Annotated in this window: 22 protein-coding genes, 1 tRNA gene and 1 pseudogene; 17 read left to right on the plus strand and 7 right to left on the minus strand. The window is 61.5% G+C overall.

Annotated features, from left to right (window positions below; translation table 11 throughout):
• From ABY454_RS03260 to ABY454_RS03295, 8 genes are all read left to right on the plus strand, one after another.
• Positions 1 to 405, plus strand: a 405-nt coding sequence (locus tag ABY454_RS03260; protein WP_372928743.1) for an SDR family NAD(P)-dependent oxidoreductase, incomplete at its 5' end; no start/stop codon positions are given.
• 42 nt (positions 406 to 447) lie between these two features.
• The gene (locus tag ABY454_RS03265; protein WP_372928744.1) at positions 448 to 642 is read left to right on the plus strand and encodes a twin transmembrane helix small protein; all 195 of its coding nucleotides are present in this window, start codon (positions 448 to 450) and stop codon (positions 640 to 642) included.
• A 96-nt stretch (positions 643 to 738) separates the two neighbouring features.
• Positions 739 to 1317 (plus strand): cob(I)yrinic acid a,c-diamide adenosyltransferase, encoded by a 579-nt coding sequence (locus ABY454_RS03270; protein ID WP_372928745.1) that lies wholly within the window; start codon positions 739 to 741, stop codon positions 1315 to 1317.
• Positions 1318 to 1335: 18 nt separating this feature from the next.
• Positions 1336 to 2049 (plus strand): rhomboid family intramembrane serine protease, encoded by a 714-nt coding sequence (locus tag ABY454_RS03275; RefSeq protein ID WP_372928746.1) that lies wholly within the window; start codon positions 1336 to 1338, stop codon positions 2047 to 2049.
• 132 nt (positions 2050 to 2181) lie between these two features.
• Complete coding sequence (locus tag ABY454_RS03280; RefSeq protein WP_372928747.1) at positions 2182 to 2931, plus strand: electron transfer flavoprotein subunit beta/FixA family protein; 750 nt, start codon at positions 2182 to 2184, stop codon at positions 2929 to 2931.
• On the plus strand, positions 2931 to 3881 hold the full coding sequence (locus tag ABY454_RS03285) for an electron transfer flavoprotein subunit alpha/FixB family protein (RefSeq protein ID WP_372928748.1): 951 nt from the start codon (positions 2931 to 2933) through the stop codon (positions 3879 to 3881). Before ABY454_RS03280 ends, ABY454_RS03285 begins: the two co-directional genes overlap by 1 nt.
• A 20-nt stretch (positions 3882 to 3901) precedes the next feature.
• Positions 3902 to 4843: a 3-hydroxybutyryl-CoA dehydrogenase gene (locus ABY454_RS03290; RefSeq protein ID WP_372928749.1), complete on the plus strand. Its 942-nt coding sequence runs from the start codon at positions 3902 to 3904 to the stop codon at positions 4841 to 4843.
• A 258-nt stretch (positions 4844 to 5101) separates the two neighbouring features.
• Positions 5102 to 5497 carry a hypothetical protein gene (locus ABY454_RS03295; protein ID WP_372928750.1) on the plus strand — a complete coding sequence of 132 codons (396 nt, stop codon included), beginning with the start codon at positions 5102 to 5104 and terminating at the stop codon, positions 5495 to 5497.
• A gap of 75 nt (positions 5498 to 5572) precedes the next feature.
• On the opposite strand, the gene ABY454_RS03300 is transcribed toward ABY454_RS03295, so the two are convergent.
• The 3 genes from ABY454_RS03300 to ABY454_RS03310 are packed head-to-tail and all read right to left on the minus strand — an operon-like array spanning position 5573 to position 7606.
• A complete protein-coding gene (locus ABY454_RS03300) occupies positions 5573 to 6382 on the minus strand; it encodes an LssY C-terminal domain-containing protein (protein WP_372928751.1) in 810 nt (269 codons plus the stop codon).
• Positions 6383 to 6404: 22 nt separating this feature from the next.
• Complete coding sequence (locus ABY454_RS03305; RefSeq protein ID WP_372928752.1) at positions 6405 to 7343, minus strand: HlyD family secretion protein; 939 nt, start codon at positions 7341 to 7343, stop codon at positions 6405 to 6407.
• On the minus strand, positions 7340 to 7606 hold the full coding sequence (locus ABY454_RS03310; protein WP_372928753.1) for a DUF3302 domain-containing protein: 267 nt from the start codon (positions 7604 to 7606) through the stop codon (positions 7340 to 7342). Before ABY454_RS03310 ends, ABY454_RS03305 begins: the two co-directional genes overlap by 4 nt.
• Positions 7607 to 7829: 223 nt before the next feature.
• On the opposite strand from ABY454_RS03310, the gene ABY454_RS03315 reads away from it, so the two are divergent.
• The 6 genes from ABY454_RS03315 to ABY454_RS03340 all read left to right on the plus strand — a co-directional run bounded on the left by ABY454_RS03315 (position 7830) and on the right by ABY454_RS03340 (position 16163).
• On the plus strand, positions 7830 to 9764 hold the full coding sequence (locus ABY454_RS03315; protein WP_372928805.1) for a DUF3604 domain-containing protein: 1935 nt from the start codon (positions 7830 to 7832) through the stop codon (positions 9762 to 9764).
• 154 nt (positions 9765 to 9918) lie between these two features.
• Positions 9919 to 11823 carry a DUF3604 domain-containing protein gene (locus ABY454_RS03320; protein WP_372928754.1) on the plus strand — a complete coding sequence of 635 codons (1905 nt, stop codon included), beginning with the start codon at positions 9919 to 9921 and terminating at the stop codon, positions 11821 to 11823.
• 23 nt (positions 11824 to 11846) lie between these two features.
• Positions 11847 to 13691: a DUF3604 domain-containing protein gene (locus ABY454_RS03325; RefSeq protein ID WP_372928755.1), complete on the plus strand. Its 1845-nt coding sequence runs from the start codon at positions 11847 to 11849 to the stop codon at positions 13689 to 13691.
• Positions 13692 to 13713: 22 nt separating this feature from the next.
• A complete protein-coding gene (locus tag ABY454_RS03330) occupies positions 13714 to 14301 on the plus strand; it encodes a hypothetical protein (RefSeq protein WP_372928756.1) in 588 nt (195 codons plus the stop codon).
• Positions 14302 to 14307: 6 nt separating this feature from the next.
• Complete coding sequence (locus tag ABY454_RS03335; RefSeq protein ID WP_372928757.1) at positions 14308 to 15180, plus strand: peptidyl-prolyl cis-trans isomerase; 873 nt, start codon at positions 14308 to 14310, stop codon at positions 15178 to 15180.
• Positions 15180 to 16163: a HupE/UreJ family protein gene (locus ABY454_RS03340; protein ID WP_372928806.1), complete on the plus strand. Its 984-nt coding sequence runs from the start codon at positions 15180 to 15182 to the stop codon at positions 16161 to 16163. The genes ABY454_RS03335 and ABY454_RS03340 overlap by 1 nt, the downstream gene beginning before the upstream one ends.
• A 5-nt stretch (positions 16164 to 16168) precedes the next feature.
• On the opposite strand, the gene ABY454_RS03345 is transcribed toward ABY454_RS03340, so the two are convergent.
• Positions 16169 to 16245: transfer RNA gene (locus ABY454_RS03345), tRNA-Arg, on the minus strand.
• A 205-nt stretch (positions 16246 to 16450) separates the two neighbouring features.
• Here ABY454_RS03345 and ABY454_RS03350 point away from each other — a divergent pair.
• The 3 genes from ABY454_RS03350 to ABY454_RS03360 all read left to right on the plus strand — a co-directional run bounded on the left by ABY454_RS03350 (position 16451) and on the right by ABY454_RS03360 (position 20505).
• Positions 16451 to 19657, plus strand: coding sequence for a response regulator (locus ABY454_RS03350; RefSeq protein WP_372928758.1), 3207 nt, complete (start codon positions 16451 to 16453; stop codon positions 19655 to 19657).
• Positions 19658 to 19665: 8 nt separating this feature from the next.
• Entirely contained in the window at positions 19666 to 20049 is a 384-nt protein-coding gene (locus ABY454_RS03355; RefSeq protein ID WP_372928759.1) for a thermonuclease family protein, read from the plus strand.
• Positions 20050 to 20190: 141 nt separating this feature from the next.
• Positions 20191 to 20505, plus strand: a complete 315-nt coding sequence (locus ABY454_RS03360; RefSeq protein ID WP_372928760.1) for a hypothetical protein — start codon at positions 20191 to 20193, stop codon at positions 20503 to 20505.
• Between the two features lie 75 nt (positions 20506 to 20580).
• On the opposite strand, the pseudogene ABY454_RS03365 reads toward ABY454_RS03360, so the two are convergent.
• The 3 genes and pseudogenes from ABY454_RS03365 to ABY454_RS03375 all read right to left on the minus strand — a co-directional run.
• Positions 20581 to 21144 (minus strand): annotated as a pseudogene (locus tag ABY454_RS03365) (CarD family transcriptional regulator); the annotation flags it as partial.
• A 356-nt stretch (positions 21145 to 21500) separates the two neighbouring features.
• Positions 21501 to 21839, minus strand: a complete 339-nt coding sequence (gene fdxA / locus ABY454_RS03370; RefSeq protein WP_372928761.1) for a ferredoxin FdxA — start codon at positions 21837 to 21839, stop codon at positions 21501 to 21503.
• Between the two features lie 499 nt (positions 21840 to 22338).
• Positions 22339 to 22704, minus strand: coding sequence for an RNA-binding S4 domain-containing protein (locus tag ABY454_RS03375; RefSeq protein ID WP_372928762.1), 366 nt, complete (start codon positions 22702 to 22704; stop codon positions 22339 to 22341).
• Positions 22705 to 22710 lie beyond the last annotated feature (6 nt).

Here is a 22710-nt window from a genome sequence, read left to right on the forward strand (position 1 = left end):
GCGCCTTATCGCGGGGCCTATTGCGCCTCGAAATTCGCCATCGAGGCGCTCGGCGATACGATGCGCATTGAGTTGGCCGGCACCGGAATTCACGTCTGCCTGATCGAGCCGGGGCCGATCGCCACGCGCTTCATCGAGCACGCGCTCGAGGCCTACCGGCGCAACGTGGATATCGAGAATACGCCGTACCGGGAAGTCTATCGGGCGCGGATGGCGCAAATGGAGAAGGGCGGGCAGCACACCCGCAAGCTCCCGCCGGAAGCCGTGGCCAAAAAGCTGGTCCACGCCTTGGAAGCGGCCCGGCCGAAGGCACATTATTACGTGACGTTTCCGACATATGCGGCGGCCTTTCTGCGGCGTATTCTGCCGGCGCGCGCGCTCGACGTGGTGGCGGCAAGGAACTAAAGTCTTGTCGCGCCTCCTAAATTGGCGCCAAGGAGATTTGAATTGGAAGACGTACTCCGTTGGGTACTGCCGTTCGCGCTGGCCGCGGTGGCCGTGGTGCTGGTGCTGGGCCTGCTGAACATGCTGCGCGGGGGAAATCCCAATCTCAGCCAAAAACTGATGCGCGCACGCGTGCTCCTTCAGCTCGTTGCGTTGCTGATCGTCATGGCAGTGGTCTATTTGGCCGGACAACGCTAGGCGCTGATAACGAAGGCTTGACCGGCCTCAAGGCCCCGCTACGCTAGATTAACGACCGGGTTTGCGTTCTGCGGGCCTGAGAGCAGGGCGGGTCCCATGGTTGTCCTCAATAAAATCTACACACGCACCGGCGACGACGGCACCACGGCGCTGGGCACCGGCGAGCGTGTGGCGAAATACGACCTGCGCGTGGAGGCCTATGGCACGATCGACGAGACCAATGCCGTCATCGGGCTGGCCCGGACGCAGACCCGCAACGCCGACCCCAAACTCGACGTCATGCTGGCACGCATCCAGAACGATCTGTTCGATCTGGGCGCGGATCTGTGTTTTCCCGAGGAGACGAAGGACGGCAAGCCGAGCTTACGCGTGAGCGATGCGCAGGTGGCGCGGTTGGAGGCGGAGATTGATGAGATGAACGCGTCTTTGGAGCCACTGCGGTCCTTTGTGCTGCCGGGTGGGACGGCGGCCGCCAGTTTCATGCATCTGGCCCGCACCGTGTCGCGCCGGGCGGAGCGGCTGGTGGTCGCGCTGGCCTCGCGCCCGGACGAGCCGGTGAGTGAGCAGGCCATCCGCTACGTCAATCGGCTTTCGGATTTCCTGTTCGTTGCCGCGCGCTACGCCAACGACAAAGGCGCCTCCGATGTAACTTGGGTGCCAGGCAAGAACCAGTGACGGATTGGCGGTGCAACCGTGTTCGTCCCTCTTCATGACACCAACCCACTCAAGAAGATCCGCTTCCAATATGTGACGGTGGGGCTGATCGCCCTCAACGTCGCCGTCTTCGCGATCTTCCAGACGGGGTGGTTCATTCCGCTCGCCGAGGAGGATGTCACCGCGTTTGCCGTGGTGCCCGCGCAGCTCTTGGCAAATGCTGGCGGTGAGACAGCCTTCTTCGCCACCGGCGCGGTGATGGTGCCGGAGCGCCTGACGCTCATCACCTACATGTTCCTGCATGGCGGATGGATCCACCTGATCGGTAACATGCTGTTCTTGTGGGTGTTCGGCGACAATATAGAAGACGCCATGGGGCATGTGCGCTTCATCATGTTCTATCTGATGTGCGGGATATTCGCCGCCTCCGCCCACATCCTCATGATGCCCCATTCGGACCTGCCGTTGATCGGCGCCTCCGGGGCCGTGGCCGGGGTCATCGCTGCCTATCTGATCCTGCATCCCAAGGTGAAGGTCTGGGTGCTGGCGCTTTGGCGCATTCCCATCAGGATTACCGCCGCCTGGGCGCTGGGAATCTGGATTTTGATCCAGTTCGCCAGCCTCTTGTTTCAGAGTGAGGATGCCGTCGCCTGGTGGGCCCATGTGGGCGGCTTGGTGGCCGGCGCGGTGCTGATCCTGTTCATGCGGCGGCGCGGCGTGATCCTGTTCGATCGCACGCGAGGCGGGGCCTGAGCCGCCTCTGGAAAACCCCTGGAACCATTGACTTCAACCGGTCCGGGCAGTACGGTCGCCGCCATTTCGCAGTTGCGAGATGGTGGCATTTTTGGGGGTTTTCCAACCCTTGCGGGGGACATTTAAAGCCGGATGAAAATTCTTGTACCCGTCAAACGGGTCATCGATTCCAATGTCAAGGTCCGCGTTAAATCCGATGGCAGCGGCGTCGACTTGGCCAATGTCAAAATGTCGATGAACCCATTCTGCGAGATCGCAGTCGAGGAAGCCGTTCGCATCAAGGAGCGGGGTGAGGCGAGCGAAGTCGTGGCCGTGTCTGTCGGCGGCGCCAAGGCGCAGGATACGTTGCGCACGGCGCTGGCCATGGGGGCGGACCGCGCCATCCTGGTCAAGACCGACGAGACCGTCGAGCCGCTCGCCGTGGCCAAGGTTCTGAAGGCGGTGGTCGGCAAAGAGACGCCAGATCTCGTTATTCTCGGTAAGCAAGCCATCGACGATGACTGCAATCAGACAGGGCAGATGCTGGCCGGGCTGCTTGGTGTGCCGCAGGGCACGTTCGCCTCGAAGGTCGAGTTTGACGGCGACAAGGTGAAGGTCACCCGCGAAGTCGACGGCGGCCTGGAGACTGTCGCGCTGTCCAAGCCGGCGGTCATCACCACGGATTTGCGCCTCAACGAACCGCGCTACGCCTCGCTACCCAACATCATGAAGGCGAAGAAGAAGCCGATCGACGAGACCTCGCCGGAAGAGCTTGGCGTTGACGTCGCGCCCCGGCTGAAGGTCATTTCCGTCGCCGAACCCAAGGCGCGCGAGGCCGGCATCACGGTCGATGACGTCGCCACGCTTGTCGACAAGCTCAAGAACGAAGCGGGGGCGCTCTAATGGCGGTGCTGCTTTTCGCCGAGCACGACAATGCGACGCTGGCGCCGGCCACGGCGAAGGCGCTGACCGCCGCCCGCGAGTTCGGCGGCGATGTCGATATTTTGGTTGCGGGCGAGGGCTGCAAGGCAGTCGCCGACGAGGCCGCCAAGCTCGAAGGCGTGCGGAAGGTGCTGCTGGCGGATTCGTCGCAGCTTGCCCATCGCCTGGCCGAGGAAACCGCGGCCACGATCCTGCCGCTGATGGAAAACTACACGGTGCTGCTCGCGCCGGCCTCGACCACGGGCAAGAACGTGCTGCCGCGCGTTGCTGCGCTTTTGGACGTTGGCCAAATTTCCGACATCATCGAAGTCAAGTCGCCGGACACATTTGTGCGGCCGATCTATGCGGGCAACGCTTTGGAGACGGTGCAGACCTCCGACAAGATTGTGGTCGGCACGGTGCGCACGACGGCGTTCTCTGCGACGGGCGAGGGCGGTTCGGCCGAGGTGGAGACGACTGCGGCTGCCGATGCCGACGATACATCGAGCTTTGTCGGCGCCGACATCACCGAGAGCGAGCGCCCGGAGCTTACATCGGCACGCGTGGTGATTTCAGGCGGCCGGGGCATGGCCTCGGGCGAGAATTTCGAAAAGCTCATCGCCCCGATCGCGGATCGCCTTGGCGCGGCCATAGGCGCCTCGCGCGCCGCCGTCGATTCCGGCTACATGCCCAACGACTATCAGGTGGGGCAAACCGGCAAGGTCGTGGCGCCGGAGCTTTACATCGCTGTTGGCATTTCAGGCGCCATTCAGCATCTGGCGGGCATGAAGGACTCCAAGGTGATCGTCGCCATCAACAAAGATGCCGAGGCGCCGATCTTCCAAGTGGCCGATTACGGGCTGGTCGGGGATCTATTCACCGTCTTGCCGGAGCTTGACGCGGAGCTGAAGAAGGCCGGGTATGGAGAGTAGCCGGCTTCAGGAAGAGCGCCATGGACGACATAGTGCAAGGTTCGGAGCTCTACCCCGAGCCGACCGCGAAGCAGGAGCCTAAAGTGGAGCCCATCAAGAAAGTCGGCATTGTTGGCGCAGGCCAGATGGGTCGTGGAATCGCTCACGTTGTGGCGCTAGGCGGCTACGACGTGGCGATCAACGATCTTGAGAAGGAGCGCTTCGACGCCGCGGTTGCGACCATCGAGAAGAACCTGTCGCGCCAAGTGGCTTCGGGAAAGATCACCGAGGCAGAACGCGATAAGGCGCTCGGCCGCATTACCTTCGCCGAGAAGTATGAGGGGCTTGCCGAGGCAGACTTGGTCGTCGAGGCCGCGACCGAAGACGAGACCGTAAAGCGCAAGATCTTCGTCGCGCTGTGTCCGTTCCTCAAACCGGACGCCGTACTCGCCACCAACACGTCGTCAATTTCGATCACGCGTCTCGCCGCGACCACGGATCGGCCTGAGCGCTTTATCGGCATGCACTTTATGAATCCGGTGCCGGTCATGGAGCTGGTGGAGATGATCCGCGGCATCGCCACGGACGACGTCACGTTCAGCCGGGCCAAGGACTTTGTGGAGACGCTGCATAAGACCACGGCCGTGTCGGAGGATTTCCCGGCGTTCATGGTCAACCGCATTTTGCTGCCGATGATCAACGAGGCGGTCTACACGCTTTACGAAGGCGTGGGCTCGGTCGATGCCATCGACACGGCGATGCGGCTTGGCGCGCATCATCCCATGGGTCCGCTGCAACTCGCCGACTTCATCGGGCTCGATACCTGCCTGTCGATTATGCAGGTGCTGTACGAAGGCCTGGCGGATTCCAAATACCGGCCGTGCCCGCTCCTGGTGAAGTATGTGGAAGCCGGGTGGCTTGGCCGGAAGAGCCAGCGGGGCTTCTATGACTATCGCGGCGAGGAGCCGATGCCCACGCGCTAGTGGGCACGTATTTTCTCACGACTTGTCAGGTTCGGCGGTTCGGCCGGCGGTGCGCAAAGCCGTCGCGTGGGGCCGGCTACGCCATATTTGGCTGTTTTTCATAGGTTTTCCGCTGAACGGCAGATGAATAGCGCCCTCAGCTTCGGTTCAGCGCGGATTTGAGAAAACAGCATCCTGACGAGCGGGGGGATCGCTTCCGCTCCTGATTGAACCCGGCGCCTTTGTGAGGAAGGCGCATCAGAGTTGGAGGATGATCCGATGCTGAAGACCACTCTTATCACCGCAGCGACTGTCGCAACGCTCGCCCTTGGCGCCGTTTCCGCCAATGCCGGGACCACGCTTTCGGGCGATGAACTCCGCAACGCCATCAGCGGCAAGACCGTGTTCCTGAAGATTTCCGGTTTCGAACTGCCGATCCAGTATTCCTCGCGCGGCACCATGAAAGGCTCCATGGGCCTGGTTGCCGCCGCGATCTCCCGCGGCGATGGCTCCACGGACCGCGGCAAGTGGTGGGTCGATGGCGATCAGCTCTGCCAGAAGTGGAACGTTTGGATGAATAGCGAGACCTATTGCTACAAGCTCAGCAACAGCGGCAGCAACGTGCGCTGGGTGCGCAATGACGGCCGCACCGGCACCGCCCGCATCGGCGGTTGACGTTTACGCTCGCGGCTTCTCCCTGCCGAAACGAGCCGGACGCCGCTTCTCTCCACGCGAGAGGGGCGGCGTTTGCTATCGCAACTGCGCGACAGCGACCTCACCATCCGTCACGTAGTGGTTGACCTTCTCGGCCGTCAGCCCATCGCCCGCCTCGAACACTGTCTCGTCGCGGATCGCTCCTGCATCGCGAAGGGAGGCAATAATAAAGTCCCGTTCGGCATTGGTGTCGGAATCCGTGGCGTGCGTCATCTGGAAGGTGAGACGGGTGAGCGAGAGCCCGGTGTCCTTGGTGCCGGCCCCGACCCATAGGGCGCGCTCGCCGTCCGCCGGCCGGTCGGCGCGGCGCCAGAACCCGGCATCCACCGTTTCGGCAGTACTGAGGCACTTGGCCCAGAAGCGCACATGGTGTCGCTTGCGCGGGCTATCGCCAATGGGGAGCTGGAAGCCGATGTCCTGGCCGCGTCCGAATAGAAAGAGCGTCGAGAACGGCGCGGTCGGGTAGGGGCGGTTGAGCACGAAGGATTGGACCATGAGCCACGAGCTCTTGAGGTTCAAAGGGTCCGCCTCCGGCCAGCCAATTTCTGCGAACGCGGCACGCAGCCCATCGAAGGTTCCGATCAACACGAGATTGACCGGATCGCCCGGCAGCCCGTCACCCGTGATGGTGTAGCGGGGCACGTGCTCGTGCCGGAGGACTTTCAGCCCCATGCGCACCGCGTAGGGCAGGATGACATAGGCCGCCAGACCATAGGTGAGGCTGAGCGCCAGGATGGAGGGCACGCCCCGGTCGACCCAGCCGAACACATAGATGATCAGCCAGACACTGAGCGCGCCGATGCCAAAAATCGCCAGGCGCTGGATTGTCAGAATGATAAATCTCACGTCAGTTTGGGCACCGCTGTCGTCACAGCCAAGGAATGACGTAGTTCATGTAGGACTCCATGCGGATCATGACTTTGCGGATGATGTGCGTCATGGCCGCGCTGTTAGTATAGATCGCTGCGGTGCCGACGGTGCCGGCCGGCAAGTTTGTATCGGGATCGTCCAGGTGAATGCGCACAAAGAACGGCTCCGCTTGGATGATTTCGGCAGCAGGGACCGTCCCGCCGGTTACCGCTTGGCTTTCGTGGGTGACCTGAAAGACGGCCTCGACCTTGCCGCTATAGATCCGGCCAGGCCGGGTCTTGAATGCTATTTCGACTTTCTGGCCTCGCTCAAGGTGGCGCTGGTAGATCTGCTGGATGTGCACGCCGACGATCTTGTTTGAGGTGTCGATAAAGGTCATTGCCGGCTGAAGCGGAAACGTCACCACGCGCTGCCCTGGGCGCAGCGCCACATACGTCACGTAGCCGTCAGCAGGCGCGCGCACCGTCGTCTCCTTGAGATTCCACTCCGCCCCCTCGAGCTCCGCGGTGAGTTGCTTGACCCGGGCGGCAGTCTCCTCGACCTGGAACTTTGTTCCGGCCGCCGTGCTGGCAAGCTGCTCGTATTGCTTCAGGCGCGTCTCTTGGAAATTGAGCTGGGCTTGCGCAGCCTCTACCGCGGCCTCGTAGGTTGTGGGATCTATGGTGAAAAGAACGTCGCCCTTACTTATGGGCCGGTTCGGTTCGACGGGCACCTCAAGGACAGGTCCGGCGACGTTGGGAATGATCTGCACCGTGTAAGTCATAATTCGCGCGGGTCCTGCTGGTGCGCCCCATTGCATCGGGATGAACAACACGATGAACAGAAGCACCATCCAGGCGAGGGTGGAGAGCCAAGTCCACAACGTGTTGGGTAAGACTTTGAGCCAGACGAGCACGGCCAGAAGGCCGAAATAACAGAGCGTCAGGAAGGCAATCATTTGCGGCCTCCCTGGCGTGCTTTCGCATCTCCGGCTGACGTGACGCGGATGGGTTTTGTAAAGGCCCAAACCAAGAAGATGGGCCAGAACACACCGCCCAGGATCGCGCCGAGCCAGCCGCCGATGTTGATTGCTTCAGCCTGCGGATGGTTGCGCTTGGCGGCAATCTTGCCGGGCAGCATCGCCAGCACGACCCAGATGGCGATCGCTGCAACAATCAAAATCAGCAAGACGATGATGGCAAAGATGTCCAAGCCAGACATTCGAACACCCTCTAGTCGAAGACCACAACGAAGCACAACTGATACGGGCCGCCAAGTTCGCGAGACTCGGACGGCGATGGTTGCTAGAGTATCAGAACAATCGGGATGACTTAGCAGTTTTGCTGCCACAGACGGCTGTGCCGCCCGAACCCGAACTGTCGCTGGGAGAAGCGCTGTCACGTCTCGGAGAAAAAGCGTGAAGATCAAGGGAGAACATGTCATGATGACGCAACGTATGCGCGTGGCACTTGCCGCAGCTTCGGTTCTACTGTTCGGTTCGTCGGCTACATTGGCGCAGGTGCCGCCGCCACCCGACGGCGAGGAGGTTCTCTACGGCGCTTATAAGGGCAAGACCTATTCGCCGTACGCGCAGCGCGGCTTCCCCTCGCGGCCTCTATGGGGCGACACGCATCTTCACACCGCAATGTCCATGGATGCAGGTTCGTTCGGCAACCGGCTGGGCGTACGTGAGGCCTATCAATTTGCCAGAGGTGATGAGATCAACTCGGCGACCGAACTACCGGTGAAGCTGTCACGGCCGCTCGATTTTCTCGTCGTGGCGGATCATTCCGACAATATGGGTTTTTTCCCGGACATGTTCGCCGGTGCGCCCCATATCCTCGCCGATCCCAAGGGTAAGGAGTGGTACGAGAAAGTTCAGGCGGGGCAGGGCGTTGATGTGGCGATGGAGCTGATTGGGCTCTTCTCGCAAGGCCAGTTCCCCGAAGCCCTACAGTATAAGCCCGATTCCAAGCCCTATAAGTCGGCTTGGAAGGAAACGGTCGATGCAGCCGAGGAGTACAATGACCCGGGCCGTTTCACCGCGTTTATCGGCTATGAGTGGACTTCGCTGGCCAAGGGCAACAATCTGCATCGCGTGGTCATCTACCGTGATGGCGCTGAGAAGGCGTTGCGCATGGTGCCCTACACGACGGTCGCGCCTTTTGGCAGCACCGATCCTCTAGAGCTCTACAAATGGCTTGAGAAGTTTGAGAACGACACGGGCGGTGACGTCTTGGCCATCTCCCATAACGGCAATCTGTCGAACGGGATCATGTTCCCAATCGATGAGCAGTATACGGGCCGCCCGCTCGACAAGCTCTATGTGGAGCAGCGCGATAAATGGGAGCCGCTCTACGAGGTAACGCAAATCAAGGGCGATGGCGAGACCCATCCCTTCCTGTCGCCGGAGGATGAGTTCGCCGATTACGAGACCTGGGACATCGGCAATCTCGATGCGTCCGAGGCCAAGACCGACGAGATGCTCGCCGGTGAGTATGCGCGCTCCGCGCTGAAGCGTGGGCTTCAACTTGAGAAGAAGCACGGCACCAATCCCTACAAGTTCGGCATGATCGGCTCGACCGACAGCCATACTTCCTTGGCGACGGCGCAAGAGGACAACTTCTTCGGTAAGCACTCCGGCGCAGAACCGAACCCGGAGCGCATGGCGCATCCGTTCATGAAGACCGATGCCGGCACGATCCATGGCTGGCAGCAGGTGAGCTCTGGCCTTGCGGCCGTCTGGGCGCCGGAGAATACGCGTGAGGCGATCTTCGACGCCATGGCGCGCAAGGAGACCTATGGCACGACGGGCAGCCGCATGGGCGTGCGCTTCTTCGGCGGCTGGAACTACACCGACAAGGACATCGCCAGCCGTACTCCAGCCTTCGCTGGTTACGAAAAGGGCGTGCCCATGGGTGCCAATCTGCCGGCGAAGCCTGACGACGCCAAGGCGCCCAACTTCATGGTCTACGCGCTGAAGGACCCGATCGGCGGCAACCTTGATCGTATCCAGATCATAAAGGGCTGGATGGATGCGGATGGGAAGACCCACGAGAAAGTCTACGACGTGGTGTGGAGCGACGACCGCAAGCCCGGCGCAGACGGCAAGCTGCCGCCGGTGGGCAACACAGTCGACAAAAAGTCCGCCACGTTCTCCAACACGATTGGCGAATCGGAGCTCGGCACGGTGTGGACGGACCCGGATTTCGATCCGGGCCAGAAAGCCTTCTACTACGCGCGCGTTCTGGAAATCCCGACACCGCGCTGGTCGACCTATGACGCCTTCCGCTTCGGGGTCGACATCCCCGAAGGGGCACCTGTCTCGCAACAAGAGCGGGCCTACACCTCGCCCATTTGGTACACGCCGAAAGGGTAAGCGCCGTCACGCGAGCAACCTTAAGCTTGGACTGGGGACCTCACGGGGAACCCCAGTTCCGTGGCGTGAGTTGAAAAACTGACCCATAGATTGTGGTATGCAACCTGAGGCAGCTGCGCCTATGGCAATGCCTCGGCTGTTCAAGGAGAAAACGATGAAGTTCCCCTCGGTTGCCTCGACGTTTTCCGCCGTGCTTCTCGCCACGGCACTCGTCTCACCCGTAGCGGCCGATCAGCTTCCGACCAAGGAAGGCACGGCGGATATCGCCAAGCCCCAGTTCTCGCCTTATGCGGGACGGAACTTCCCCACCAAAGTTTATTGGGGCGACACGCACCTGCACACGGACGTGTCCGTCGATGCCGGTACCATGAACCGGATCGGTCAAGAGGACGCCTATCGCTTCGCGCGCGGTGAAGAGGTCACCACCACACACGGGCTTCAAGCCAAGCTCTCCCGGCCGCTCGACTTTCTAGTGATTTCCGATCACGCCGAGATGTATGGCTTGATGCCGCAATTGTTGGGCGGCAACCAAGAGATTCTATCGACTGAGACCGGAAAGCGCTGGTACGACGCTTTGTCGGCCGGCGACAAGGATAAGACCTTCGACACGGCCATGGAGATTGTGCGCTCGCTGTCGGGCGACGAGCCGCCCATCAAAAGCGACAAGGCCGTGCGCGATGCTTGGCAAAACTACACGGCGCTCGCCGACAAATATAATGACCCTGGCAAGTTCACCGCGCTGATCGGCTATGAATGGACGGCCATTGGCGGCAACAATCTGCATCGCAATGTAATCTTCCGAGGCGATTCAAGCGTCGCCAACAGGACCGTTCCCTTCTCGCAATTCGACAGCAAGAACCCGGAAGATGTTTGGAAGCATCTCGCTGCGTTCGAGAAGGAAACAGGCGATGAGGTTCTCGCGATTCCACACAATGGCAATCTGAGCAATGGGCGCATGTTCAGGGTCGAGACGTTCGACGGGCAACCGCTGACCAAAGAGTTGGCCGCTATGCGGGCCCAATATGAACCGCTCGTCGAAGTCACCCAGATCAAGGGCGACGGTGAAGCACATCCCATGCTGTCACCAAATGACGAGTTCGCCGACTACGAGACTTGGGACAAGTCGAATCTCAACGGCACCGAAGCCAAGACCGATGACATGTTCCAATGGGAGTATGCCCGCGAGGCGCTGAAGACCGGTCTGAAGCTCGACAAGACGCTTGGCGTGAACCCCTACAAGTTTGGCATGATCGGTTCGACCGACGCACACACTTCGCTGGCTGCGGTCGAAGAGGAGAACTTCTTTGGCAAGCACTCGGGTGTCGAGCCGGAACCGCACCGTTGGGAGCATGTCGTCATCGAGGCGCCGGATCCGAAATTCACCATTAAAGGCTGGCAGCAGGCCGCAGGCGGTTATGCCGGCGTCTGGGCAACCGAGAACACGCGTGAAGCGATCTTCGACGCTATGAAGCGGAAAGAAACCTACGCGACGACGGGGCCGCGCATGACGGTTCGCTTCTTCGGCGGCTGGGACTTCGACGAGGATGACACCAACACGCGTCTTCCCGCGACGGCCGGCTACGCCAAGGGCGTGCCCATGGGTGGAGACCTCAGCGCCGCGCCTGACGGCAAGGCGCCGACCTTCTTGGTCGCGGCGGCGAAAGATCCCTATAGCGGCAATCTCGACCGCATCCAGATCGTCAAGGGCTGGATGAACGCCGACGGGGAGACCGAAGAGAAGGTCTATGACGTTGTGTGGAGCGACGACCGCAAGCCGGGAGCCGACGGCAAGCTGCCGCCGGTTGGCAATACCGTGGATGTCGGAAACGCCACGTGGAGCAACTCGATCGGCGATCCGGAGATGATCGCGGCATGGGAGGACCCGGACTTCGATCCGGACCAGCGCGCGTTCTACTACGCGCGGGTGATCGAGATCCCAACGCCCCGCTGGACTGCCTACGAGGCCAAGCGCTTCAATGTTGAGATGCCTGACGAGGTGCCAATGACCACCCAGGAGCGTGCGTACACCTCGCCCATTTGGTATTCGCCGAAGGGGTAAATGGCATTGAAGAATGAACCCAAATGAAAGCTGTCGCGCAGGTCGCCGGTTTCGCTATTTTGCTGACGGCGTTTGTTGTTGCTGATGATGCGAGGGGCGCCGCCGAACAGTCGCTGGCGGACCGCGAGGCAGCTGTTCCAGAGAACCCCCTAAAGGATGCCTATTTTGGCGAGCAGCATGTCCATACGTCGTATTCGCTCGATGCCTATATCGGCGGCGAGGCGCTGACGCCCGACGATGCCTATCGCTTTGCAAAAGGGAACGCGGTAACGGTTTACGGCAAGCCGCACAGCATTGGCCGTCCACTCGACTTCGTGGCAATTACCGATCACGCGGAATTTCTCGGTGAGATGTATGCCGCGCAAGTGGAGGGATCTCCCGGCTATGACAACCCGACGCTTGTCGAGCTGCGCGGTCTGGACAACTTCGATGATCAGGAAGCCTGGTTCTTGAAATACGTCGTATCAAGCAACCGTTCAGCAACGCCGCAGCACACGGACTTCTATCCGGGAGACGACGCCTTACATAACGGCTGGAAGGTCATGGTCGATGCGGCAGAACTGCACTACGTGCCGGGCACGTTCACAACCATCCCCGCGTTTGAATGGTCGGCCGCGCCCAAGGGCGGTAACATGCACCGCAATGTGTTCTTCCACGACACCAAGGTGCCTCGGCTACCGTTCAGTGCTGTCGACTCGAATAATGAGGAAGAGTTGTGGGACTGGCTGGCGGAGCAGGAGAGGGCCGGCTCCACGCTGCTCGCCATTCCCCATAACTCGAATGCGTCCAAGGGCTTCATGTTCGAGCCTGTCGACAACAAGGGCGAGCCCATTGATGCCGACTACGCGCGCACCCGCGCCAAATGGGAGCCGCTGATCGAGATGATGCAGATCAAGGCAAACTCCGAGGTGAATCGGAAGCTTTGGCCAGCTGACGAGTTTGCAGATTTCGAGAACGGCGACAGCATCCAGAACTACAGCGATCGCACATTCGAAAAGGAAAATTTTGTACGCTGGGCGGCTATCAAGGGGCTTCACTACGACAAGATGCTGGGTGTTAATCCCTACAAGTTCGGTTTCGTGGGCGGAACGGATAGCCACAACGGCACGCCAGGTGATGTCGCCGAGGCGAACTATGTCGGAAGCCACGGTGGCGCCGACGGTCCGGTGAAACGGCGGCGCGATGAAGATATTGCGGGCTGGATCATGGGCCGAGATTCGAACCCGGGCGCCCTGACTGGTGTTTGGGCGCCGAAGAATACGCGCGGCGCGATTTTTGACGCGATGAAGGCGCGCGAGACGTTCGCGACGTCCGGTCCCCGCATCAAGGTGCGTTTCTTCGGTGCTCCCGGACTCGCCACTTCGAGCGATCCCGTAGCGCTGGTCAAGGAGGGCTACAAACAAGGTGTCCCCATGGGCGGTACGCTCGAGGATTTGGGTGAGGCTCCCACCTTCACCGTGCACGCCATGAAGGACCCTGTTGGAGCCAACCTCGACCGCATCCAAATCATCAAAGGCTGGGTGGACGACGAAGGTGAGCCACAGGAAAAGATCGTGGACGTCGTCTGGTCCGGTTCGCGCAAACAAGACGCCGACGGCAAGCTGCCACCCGTGGGCAACACTGTCGATGTCAAGACGGCGCGCTACGAGAATTCGATCGGCAGTGCCGAACTGATCGGAAGCTGGACGGATACCGAGTTCGATCCCAAGCAGCACGCGCTATACTACACGCGTGTCCTGGAGATACCGACGCCACGTTGGTCCACTTACGATGCCGTGCGCAACGATTTGCCGTTGCTTTCGGACGTCCCGTCGTCAGTCCAGGAGAGAGCCTGGACGTCGCCGATCTGGTATTCGCCGAAGGGGTGAGCGAGTTATGGGACGGCAGATCATGCATTGCACCAGGCCTCTGGCGGCCGCCGCTTTGTTGATGGCCGCTATTGTCTTTGCCGGCCAGGCGGCGCTTGCGTGCGGCTATCATGACCCGCGCTCGATGGCGCGCGGGCTCATGAACCTGGTGTTTCCGAAGTCTCTTTATGTCAGTACGGCCGTTTGGCGCGCCCAGCGTAGCGGCGTCCTGCCGCCACGGCAGCGCAAAGCTGCGAAGGATTTATTCGCCTACCAGCGCGACGTTTCCAACTTGCAGAAACTGGGCGCTCGACTTGTCGCACCAAGTCGCGAAGAGGGATCCTTTGCGTTGGTGTTACTGGACTCCATGCTCTGGACTCGCTTCGTTTCCGGACCCGACGGCTATACCGTCGCCACGCATGTCAAAGGGCCCGAAAAAGGCGATGCGGTCCTCGTGACGGAATCCGCCGTGATAAAGGCGCTGCTCGACGGCTCGATCGATATGCCCGCCGTGGAAGCCAAAGGGCTGTTCCGCCTCTATGGTCCCGTTGAACGCCAAGCCGCGACCCGCAACGCCTTGCGCGGTCTTTCGACGAAGAGCCCGGCGGCGTCGCTTGAGAAGGCTGGCTAGCCCGGCATGACCGTGTTCACCCGACTGCTCCGCGAGCCGCTGGTTCATTTCGTCCTGATCGGGGCGGCCGTGTTCGGCCTCTATGCCTTGTTGAGCGATGGCGGCGAGGAGCGCGTTCGCGACCGTATTGTGGTATCCGAAGGCCGCGTAAAGCAGCTCGCGCAAATTTTTGCCAAGACTTGGCAGCGCCCGCCGACGCCACAGGAATTGCGCGGGCTGGTGGACGCTTTCGTCAAGGAAGAGGTTTACTACCGCGAGGCTGTGCAGCTTGGTCTCGACCGCGACGACACGCTGATCCGGCGCCGCATGCAGCAGAAGATGGAGTTCCTCACCGAACCGGGCGAGGAGGCGCTGACGGCGGACGAAGCGACGCTCCAGGCCTATCTCGATAAAAACATGGCGGCGTTCAAGGTCGCGCCCCAGATTGCTTTCGAGCAGGTCTACATCAAGCCAAAATCGGGTGAGACGGACGCAAAGTCCCGCGCGGCGGAAGCGCTGGAGGCCTTGAAGTCCGGCGAGACCCCGGCGTTGCTAGGCGATGCGACATTGCTGCCGCCCGCCATGAAACTGTCCTCGGTGACCAGCATCGAGCGTGATTTCGGTGACCCGTTCGCAAAAGAGCTGACGACGCTTCCGCTGAACACTTGGACCGGTCCGGTCTCCTCGCCCTACGGGCTTCATCTGGTGCGCGTGACGCAGCGCGTCGACGGTTACGACCCGAAGCTTGCCGAGGTTCGCGACGCGGTCGCACAAAAATGGCGGACCGAGAAGCGCGACACATTCCAGCGTGAGGCCTACGAGAAGCTGCGGTCCAAATACCAGGTCGTGTTACCGGCCGCGAAGGAGACGCCGGCGAAAGCGGAGGAGGCGGCGCCGTGATGCGCCTCGTTTGCGCCTTGGTGCTGGCCTTGCTGCTGCCCAGCGAGGGGGCGTCCCATGAGCTACGTCCCGGGTTTTTGGAGATCAAGCAGACGGGCGCGGAGGCTTACGATTTGCGCTTCAAGGTTCCGGCGCGCGGCGACATGCGCTTGGGACTCTATGTTCGTCTTCCGGCTGAGTGCGCCGAGACGGCGCCGCCGCGCACCGAGCGTGCCGGGAACGCGTTGCTGGAACGGCTTGCCGTCCGCTGCCCTGGCGGTTTGGCGGGCCAGTCCGTCTCCGTGGACGGCCTTTCGGGCACTTTCACCGATGTCGTTGTGCGCGTGGAGTCGGAAAATGGTACTGTACAGGCCGCACGGCTGACCCCCGACAAGCCTTCCTTCGTTGTCGCCGCCGCGCCGACCTGGGTCGATACGGCGTGGACATATTTTCTTCTTGGCGTCGAGCACATTTTGCTCGGCATCGATCATCTGCTTTTCGTGCTGGCGCTTCTGTTGCTCGTCCGCGACGTGCGGATGCTCATCAAGGTGATCACGGCGTTCACCGTGGCGCATAGCATCACGCTTGCCTTGGCCGCGCTCGGCTGGGCGCATATTCCGCCAGCGCCCGTCGAGGCAGTGATCGCGCTTAGCATCATGTTCATTGCAGCGGAGATCGCCCGTCAAAGCGGACCGGAGAACGACTTCACCAAGCGGGCACCATGGGTCGTCGCCTTCGCCTTCGGGCTTCTGCATGGGCTCGGCTTTGGCGGGGCACTGAAAGAGATCGGTCTGCCGCAATCGGACGTGCCGCTCGCGCTTCTGACGTTCAACCTCGGCGTCGAGGCGGGACAGCTTATGTTCGTCTTCGCCGTCCTGGCGCTGAAGGCGATCGTCGACCGCTTCGTTCCGATAAAGACGCCGTGGATCCGGACCGTGACGGGCTACGCCATCGGCTCACTTGCAGCGGTGTGGTTCGTGGAGCGCGTCGGCCTGATGCTCTGATTTGGTGGTGACCCCGGCAGGATTCGAACCTGCGACCCTCAGATTAGGAATCTGATGCTCTATCCAACTGAGCTACGGGGTCAGCGCCGCGATTGAGCCCTCTCCATGTCTGGGTGTAGAGGAGGCATTGGCCTCCCGCAAGCCACTATGGCGGCCGTCCTCAAACGTTTCGCGCCTTTCGTGCGATCGCCCGGACCAGAGCCGCCGGTTGCACAACAGCCGGAAAGAGCTACGTTACTGGGCAACGGGCGGTCCGCTGAGGGCTGCCTGCCGGAGGAGCGCATCGCATGTCGGCCTCGCGGAAACAGGCGGAGACACTCTCGGCCCGGATTGCCCAGATGCTTGGGGTCGATCTCGATCCGGCGGACTCTGAGTCGCTGACGCTGCTGCTCACGCACACATTAGATGAAGCCGTTCGCGCGCAGGAAAAGGGGGACTTCGAGCGCATTGCCGAGGTGCAGGCTTCAGCCCACGCCCATCTCGGACGGCTGCTCAACGCATCGCCCGCGGTGATCTATTGCCGGGCGGCGACCGGCGACTTTGAGCCCACCTTTGTGAGCGACGGTGTCGAGCGCATGTTCGGCTGTTCCCCGCGGGACTATCTCTCCGATCCGTATTTTTGGCGCAACCGGGTCCATCCCGACGATATCGACCGCATCAACGCTTGGGTCGAGCAGATGTTCGAGAGCGATCAGCGTTCCATCGAGTATCGCGTCGACCGGGGCGACGGCATCTTCATCTGGCTCAACGACCGGCAGCAGGTTGTTCGCGACACGAGTGGTGAGCCTGTCGAGATTGTCGGCTCGTGGACCGACGTCACCGAACGCAAGGAAGCGGAAGCCGCCAGACGCGCGGCGCGCAAGCGGCTCAACGTGCTGCTCGGCATCGCGCCCGTTGTGATCTACAGCTTCGAGGTCGGCGGCGCCTTCAAGCCAACGTTTGTGAGTCCGAATATCGAGCGGCTGCTCGGCTACAAGCCTGAGGAATATCTCGAAGGCGCCGACTTCTGGCGCGAGCACGTTCATCCCGAGGACTTGCCACGGGTCGAGGCGCAGCAGTCGCACGTTTTCGAGAAAGGCGCTCAACTCATCGAATACCGCTTCCAAGACAAGCACGGCTCCTATTGCTGGCTCAGCGACGAACAGCAACTCGTGCGCGACGATGCCGGAGAGCCCCTCGAGGTCGTAGGCTCGTGGAGCAATATCGATGAGCGAAAGGCCGCGGAGGGAGCGTTGCAAGCCTCACAAGCCGAACTGGCCAAGGCAACTGATGCGGCGGTCGAGGCCAGTGAGGCGAAAAGCATTTTCCTCGCCAATATGAGCCACGAGATCCGGACGCCGATGAACGCGGTTATCGGTCTGTCGCATCTTGCTCTGAAGACGGAACTCAGCCCGCGTCAACGAGACTACATCCTCAAGATCAAGAGCTCCGGGCAGCACCTGCTCGGGATCATCAACGACGTTCTCGATTTCTCGAAGATCGAGGCCGGAAAGCTGACAATCGAATCCATCGACTTCGATCTCGACAAAGTTCTGGAGAATGTCGGGAATCTCATGTCGGAGAAGGCTTCGGCGAAGGGCCTCGAGCTGATCTTCGAAGTGACGCCGCAGGTCTCGTCGCATCTCAAGGGCGATCCTTTGAGGCTCGGACAGATCCTTATCAATTTCTGTTCCAACGCCATCAAGTTCACTAACGAAGGCGAGATCTTTGTCCAAGTGCGCGTGCTCGAGGAGGATGAGGATTGCCAGCTCCTGGAGTTCTCCGTGACCGATACCGGAATTGGCATGACCGACGAGCAGGTCGCACGGTTGTTTCAGGCCTTCGAACAGGCGGATGCGTCCACCACGCGCCGCTATGGCGGCACGGGACTTGGGCTCGCCATCTCCAAGCAGCTGACGGAGCTCATGGACGGGTCGATCACCGTCGAGAGTGAGACCGGCAAGGGCAGCGCGTTTCGCTTTACGGCGCGGCTCGGCAGGGGGACGGTCACCTCCCGCCCCCGCTTGCTGCAGTCGGACTTACGGGGCCGGCGCGTCTTAGTGATCGACGACAACTCGCACGCGCGGGCTGTCCTGTCGAACATGCTCACGAGCATGACGTTCACCGCGGACGAAGCGGCCTCTGGTGAGGAGGCCTTGGAAATGATGCGCCATGCCGATACGCGCGGCGAATGTTATGAAATCGCCTTCATCGATTGGCAGATGCCCGGTCTCGACGGCATCGAGACCGGCAAGCGTATCCGGACCCTCGGCGACGGGGAAAGGCCGCATCTCGTGATGGTCACGGCCTATGGCCGTGAGGAGGTGCTGAAGCAGGCCGAGGAAAGCGGTTTCGAGAACGTGCTCATCAAACCGGTCACGTCCTCGATTTTGTTCGATACCGCGGTGGAGGCGCTTGGCGGCGATCATGAAGATACCGACACGACGCAAGCCGGGGACGCGTTCGACAGCGCGCAACTGCGTGGCGCGCGCGTGCTTCTCGTGGAAGATAACGACGTCAACCAAGAGGTAGCCGTGGGTCAGCTCGAGGATGCTGACGTTTTTGTCGATGTCGCCGAAAACGGAAAGGAGGCGATCCGTCTGATCGAGCGCAACAACTACGACGCTGTGCTCATGGACATGCAAATGCCCGTCATGGATGGTGTCACCGCAACGCGTACTTTGCGGGCAGACCGCCGCTATCAAGATTTGCCCATCATCGCCATGACCGCTAATGCGCTGGCGTCCGATCGGGAGCTGTGCCTCAACGTCGGAATGAACGATCACGTTGCCAAACCCATCGACCCGCACCAGTTGTTCGGCGTGCTGCTCCATTGGATCAAGCGGGATGCGCCCGGCGAGGCCTCTGTGGTCCCTGCGGCTCGGGCCTCTGGCAATGGTGGCGTTGACGGCCTGGAGGTCGAGGGCATCGATGTGCCGGCCGGTCTCCGGTTCACGGGCGGAAATCCGGCGCGATACCTCGCGTTGCTGACCAAGTTCGCCGATGGACAGGCCGACGTGGTGAATGCCATCCGGCAGGCGCTCTCAAACGGCGATGCGGCGACGGCGGAGCGTGCGGCTCACTCGCTGAAGGGCGCCTCCGCGACGCTTGGAGTTGCGGCGGTATCGGCGGCGGCGGCGGCGGCCGAAAGCGCCATCAAGACCGGGAAGGATGCCGAGCGGCAACTCAGCGCGCTGTCGCTGGCCTTGGCGCCGGTCGTCGACGGCATAAGAAGCGCGCTTCCTAAGGCCGTCCCGTCGAACGCGGCACCACGAGGCCGTCCGGCCGATGTGCTGGAACCGCTCGCGCGGCTTAAGATACTTCTGGAGAACGACGATGGGGAAGCGGCCGACTTCATCATCGACATGACCCCGCTTCTGTCGGGCGTGCTCACGGAAGAAGAAGTGAACGCGCTGTCCGATCACGTCTCCCAATTTGACTTCGAAGCGGCGCTTCGGGCCCTGTCGAGCGTTGCGGCACGACTCTCGCTCGATCTTGAAGGGGAAGGGCGCTGACCAGTGCCATGTTTTGGCAGGGTTCCATGATCCTAGATCTCGCCGTCCTTCGTACGGGAGTCCTGCTGAGCCTAATGTTCGGCATGCGCGCCGCTATTGCCTGCGATCTGCCCGCCGGCGAGGTCGCGACCGTGGCGGCCGTCGAAGATGGCGAGACGTTTCGGCTCCGCGACGGGCGCACGGTGCGGCTGGCGGGTGTGAAGGCGCCCGCGCCGCCGCTTGGCTGGAAGGGGGAGGAGCCATGGCCGTTCGTCACGGAGGCGAAAGACCGGCTGGCGCAGCGTCTCCCGAATGGCTCGAAGGTCGAGCTTCGGTTCGACGAGCGCGCGGAAGATCGGCACGGCCATCTCGTGGCGCAGGTCTATGTCGTGGAACACGAAGAGCGAGCGTAGCTGCAAGGCGCGCTCGTCGAGGACGGCTCGGTCCTGGCCTATGTCTTGCCAGGCATGCCCGCCTGCGCGGGCGATCTTCTCGCGCGGGAAGGTCAAGCCCGCGATGCGAGGCGGGGTCTCTGGCGGTCCTGGGCATATCGCGTGCAGGACGCAACTGATGTGACGCTCTTGGGCCGGCTCACCCAGACCTATCAATTAGTGGAAGGGATGGTGCATGCCGTGGGCGAGGGGAAAAAGAAGCTTTACGTGAACTTCGCGCCCGACTGGCGGAATGACTTCACCATCGTCGTCGACCGCAAAGCCCTTGCCCGCTTCGAGGCGGCGGGGCTCGCATTCGACAGACTTCCCGGTGCGCGGGTCCGCGTGCGGGGTTGGGTGGAATGGTGGAACGGCCCGATAATCGCGGCGAGCGATCCTGAGCAGATCGAGATCCTGAAGCCGGCGCCCGTGCTCTGACCCCGGACAATGAAATGGCCGGACGATGCGCCCGGCCACGACCACATCTCATAATCGGCGAAAGGGGGCTTAGGCCGCAGCCTTCCCGTTCGCTTCCGCCTCAGCGGCCGCTTTGGCGGTAAGGGCCGATTTGGCAAGCACGTCGCCGATCTTGGCGACGGCAGATGCCTCGTCCAGCTTCTCGACCGCCGCGAGCTCGCGCGCCATGCGATCCAGCGCGGCTTCGTAAAGCTGCCGCTCGGAGTAGGACTGCTCAGGCTGCGCCTCGGAGCGATAGAGGTCGCGGACCACCTCGGCGATCGAAATCAGGTCGCCGGAGTTGATCTTGGCCTCGTATTCCTGTGCGCGGCGCGACCACATGGTCCGCTTCACGCGCGCCTTGCCCTTCAGCGTCGTGAGGGCCTTCCTGACGATCTTCTCCTCGGAAAGCTTGCGCATGCCCACGCTCTCAAGCTTTGAGGTCGGGACACGCAGTTTCATCTTGTCCTTGTCGAAGTTGATCACAAACAATTCGAGCTTTGCGCCGGCAATTTCCTGCTCTTCGATGCTCGCAATCCGACCAACACCATGCGCCGGATAGACGATATACTCGTTTGTGCGGAAGCCGTGTCTTTGCTGGGGTCTCTTCTTTGCGGCCATTCGTGCCTCGCTGTTGAAATTACTTGTGGGCGCTGAAGCAAGCGTGACGTGAGCGTGCCCAATGATTCAAACCAGCGGTTTCTGCTGGCGGCCGCCTCCGGGCGGCGATTGGGCACAATATTAAGTGGTCGATCAGAAGCCCTGATCGCGCCAACTCCCCCAAGTCAGAAAAAAAGCGCGCCTAAACGGCGTCGCCTCCTCATGGTGCTTCGTGCGCCGACATTTCGCGCCATGTAAAAACACTATAACACAAATTTAGTGAATTCGGAAGGTGTCCCGCGCTGCAGCGCAGGCGTTTCTGCACTGCAATATGCGGCATTTTGCCCATACGGTTAACGGGCAAGTCATTGAAGACGTTAGTCCCCTTCGCCCGGCTCTTTGGAGAAGTATTTCTTGAATTTGTCGGGCTCGGCGGTGAAGTCGTCCGCATCAGGGGGCGCCGGCTTCTTGGTCGTGATGTTGGGCCAGGTCTCCGAATACTCCCGGTTTACTTCCAGCCACTGATCCAGTTCGGGCTCCGTATCGGGCTTGATAGCCTCCACCGGGCATTCCGGCTCGCAGACGCCGCAATCGATGCATTCATCGGGGTGAATTACGAGCATGTTGTCCCCTTCGTAGAAGCAGTCTACGGGGCAGACCTCCACGCAGTCGGTGTATTTGCACTTGATGCAGACTTCAGTGACGACGTAGGTCATCGATCCAACATGTTTTGGGGCTTTGCCCAGCCCGTTCTTCAAGACCCAAGCGGGGTCGGCATATTCGCCTGGAGAGCGCCCTGCCTATAGCAATCGTGGCACAAGCACAAGGCGGCGGAATACCTGACAAAGCACGATTTCTAGGACGTATTTGCCGCCCCCAGGGCCGGCTCTAGTTTGAATTTCCGAGCCGATACTAAGGCCCCGTCAATCAATTTGTGGCACGCCTTTCAGGGTCAGTTGCGCGCCAGGTGCGCTGCTAGGGATACGCGAGGCACCTCGAGGAGGGACGGCCGGCGGATGCAGGATTCGACTGAGGCGATCGACAAGCAACCGGCGCGGGTCGGCCTGGCCTGGCCTATTTCAGCCGGCCGGTCCGGGCTCGCGATGCGACCGCGCTTCTGCGGATGGGGAAAATCGAACCCAAGGCTGACTCTGAGGCTGCGGCGCCACAATCCCGCTTCACCCCGGCGGCGTAAACGCCTGCCAGCTCTTCGTCTCAGAACCCGCCATCACGAAATGCATCCAAGCGGCGGCGGTCGCGCTTCGTTGGACGCTTGCCGATGCGCATCTCAAGCGTCGGCCGGTCCGGGGCCGGCACGTCTTTAGGCGTCAGGTCATCATAGAGCGTCTGCGCGACGCTGGCGGGCCCGCGGCGTTCCGCGAAGCCGGCGACGCGCACCACGGAGAGCCGTCCCAGATAAGCCGCCGTTATCACGTCGCCCGCACGAACCAGCCGGCTCGGCTTCAGGGCCCTGTCGCCGTTGATGCGAACTTTGCCGGCGGCGATCGACCGTGCGGCGCCCGAACGCGTCTTGGTCAGCCTTGCGCACCATAGCCACTTGTCGAGGCGCTGCCCGGTCATCGGCGA

Origin of the sequence: Methyloceanibacter sp. (genome assembly GCF_041573655.1) — a bacterium.
Lineage (GTDB): Bacteria > Pseudomonadota > Alphaproteobacteria > Rhizobiales > Methyloligellaceae > Methyloceanibacter.

Bases quoted from the DNA above. Each gene is read 5' to 3' on its own strand.
- ABY454_RS03340 (WP_372928806.1), top strand. From the start codon at position 15,180: ATGCGCCTCGTTTGCGCCTTGGTGCTGGCCTTGCTGCTGCCCAGCGAG.
- ABY454_RS03310 (WP_372928753.1), bottom strand. From the start codon at position 7,606: ATGTCTGGCTTGGACATCTTTGCCATCATCGTCTTGCTGATTTTGATT.
- ABY454_RS03320 (WP_372928754.1), top strand. From the start codon at position 9,919: ATGAAGTTCCCCTCGGTTGCCTCGACGTTTTCCGCCGTGCTTCTCGCC.
- ABY454_RS03305 (WP_372928752.1), bottom strand. From the start codon at position 7,343: ATGATTGCCTTCCTGACGCTCTGTTATTTCGGCCTTCTGGCCGTGCTC.
- ABY454_RS03285 (WP_372928748.1), top strand. From the start codon at position 2,931: ATGGCGGTGCTGCTTTTCGCCGAGCACGACAATGCGACGCTGGCGCCG.
- ABY454_RS03315 (WP_372928805.1), top strand. From the start codon at position 7,830: ATGACGCAACGTATGCGCGTGGCACTTGCCGCAGCTTCGGTTCTACTG.
- ABY454_RS03280 (WP_372928747.1), top strand. From the start codon at position 2,182: ATGAAAATTCTTGTACCCGTCAAACGGGTCATCGATTCCAATGTCAAG.
- ABY454_RS03355 (WP_372928759.1), top strand. From the start codon at position 19,666: ATGTTTTGGCAGGGTTCCATGATCCTAGATCTCGCCGTCCTTCGTACG.
- ABY454_RS03330 (WP_372928756.1), top strand. From the start codon at position 13,714: ATGCATTGCACCAGGCCTCTGGCGGCCGCCGCTTTGTTGATGGCCGCT.
- ABY454_RS03290 (WP_372928749.1), top strand. From the start codon at position 3,902: ATGGACGACATAGTGCAAGGTTCGGAGCTCTACCCCGAGCCGACCGCG.
- ABY454_RS03375 (WP_372928762.1), bottom strand. From the start codon at position 22,704: ATGACCGGGCAGCGCCTCGACAAGTGGCTATGGTGCGCAAGGCTGACC.
- ABY454_RS03270 (WP_372928745.1), top strand. From the start codon at position 739: ATGGTTGTCCTCAATAAAATCTACACACGCACCGGCGACGACGGCACC.
- ABY454_RS03335 (WP_372928757.1), top strand. From the start codon at position 14,308: ATGACCGTGTTCACCCGACTGCTCCGCGAGCCGCTGGTTCATTTCGTC.
- ABY454_RS03350 (WP_372928758.1), top strand. From the start codon at position 16,451: ATGTCGGCCTCGCGGAAACAGGCGGAGACACTCTCGGCCCGGATTGCC.
- ABY454_RS03325 (WP_372928755.1), top strand. From the start codon at position 11,847: ATGAAAGCTGTCGCGCAGGTCGCCGGTTTCGCTATTTTGCTGACGGCG.
- ABY454_RS03295 (WP_372928750.1), top strand. From the start codon at position 5,102: ATGCTGAAGACCACTCTTATCACCGCAGCGACTGTCGCAACGCTCGCC.
- fdxA (WP_372928761.1), bottom strand. From the start codon at position 21,839: ATGACCTACGTCGTCACTGAAGTCTGCATCAAGTGCAAATACACCGAC.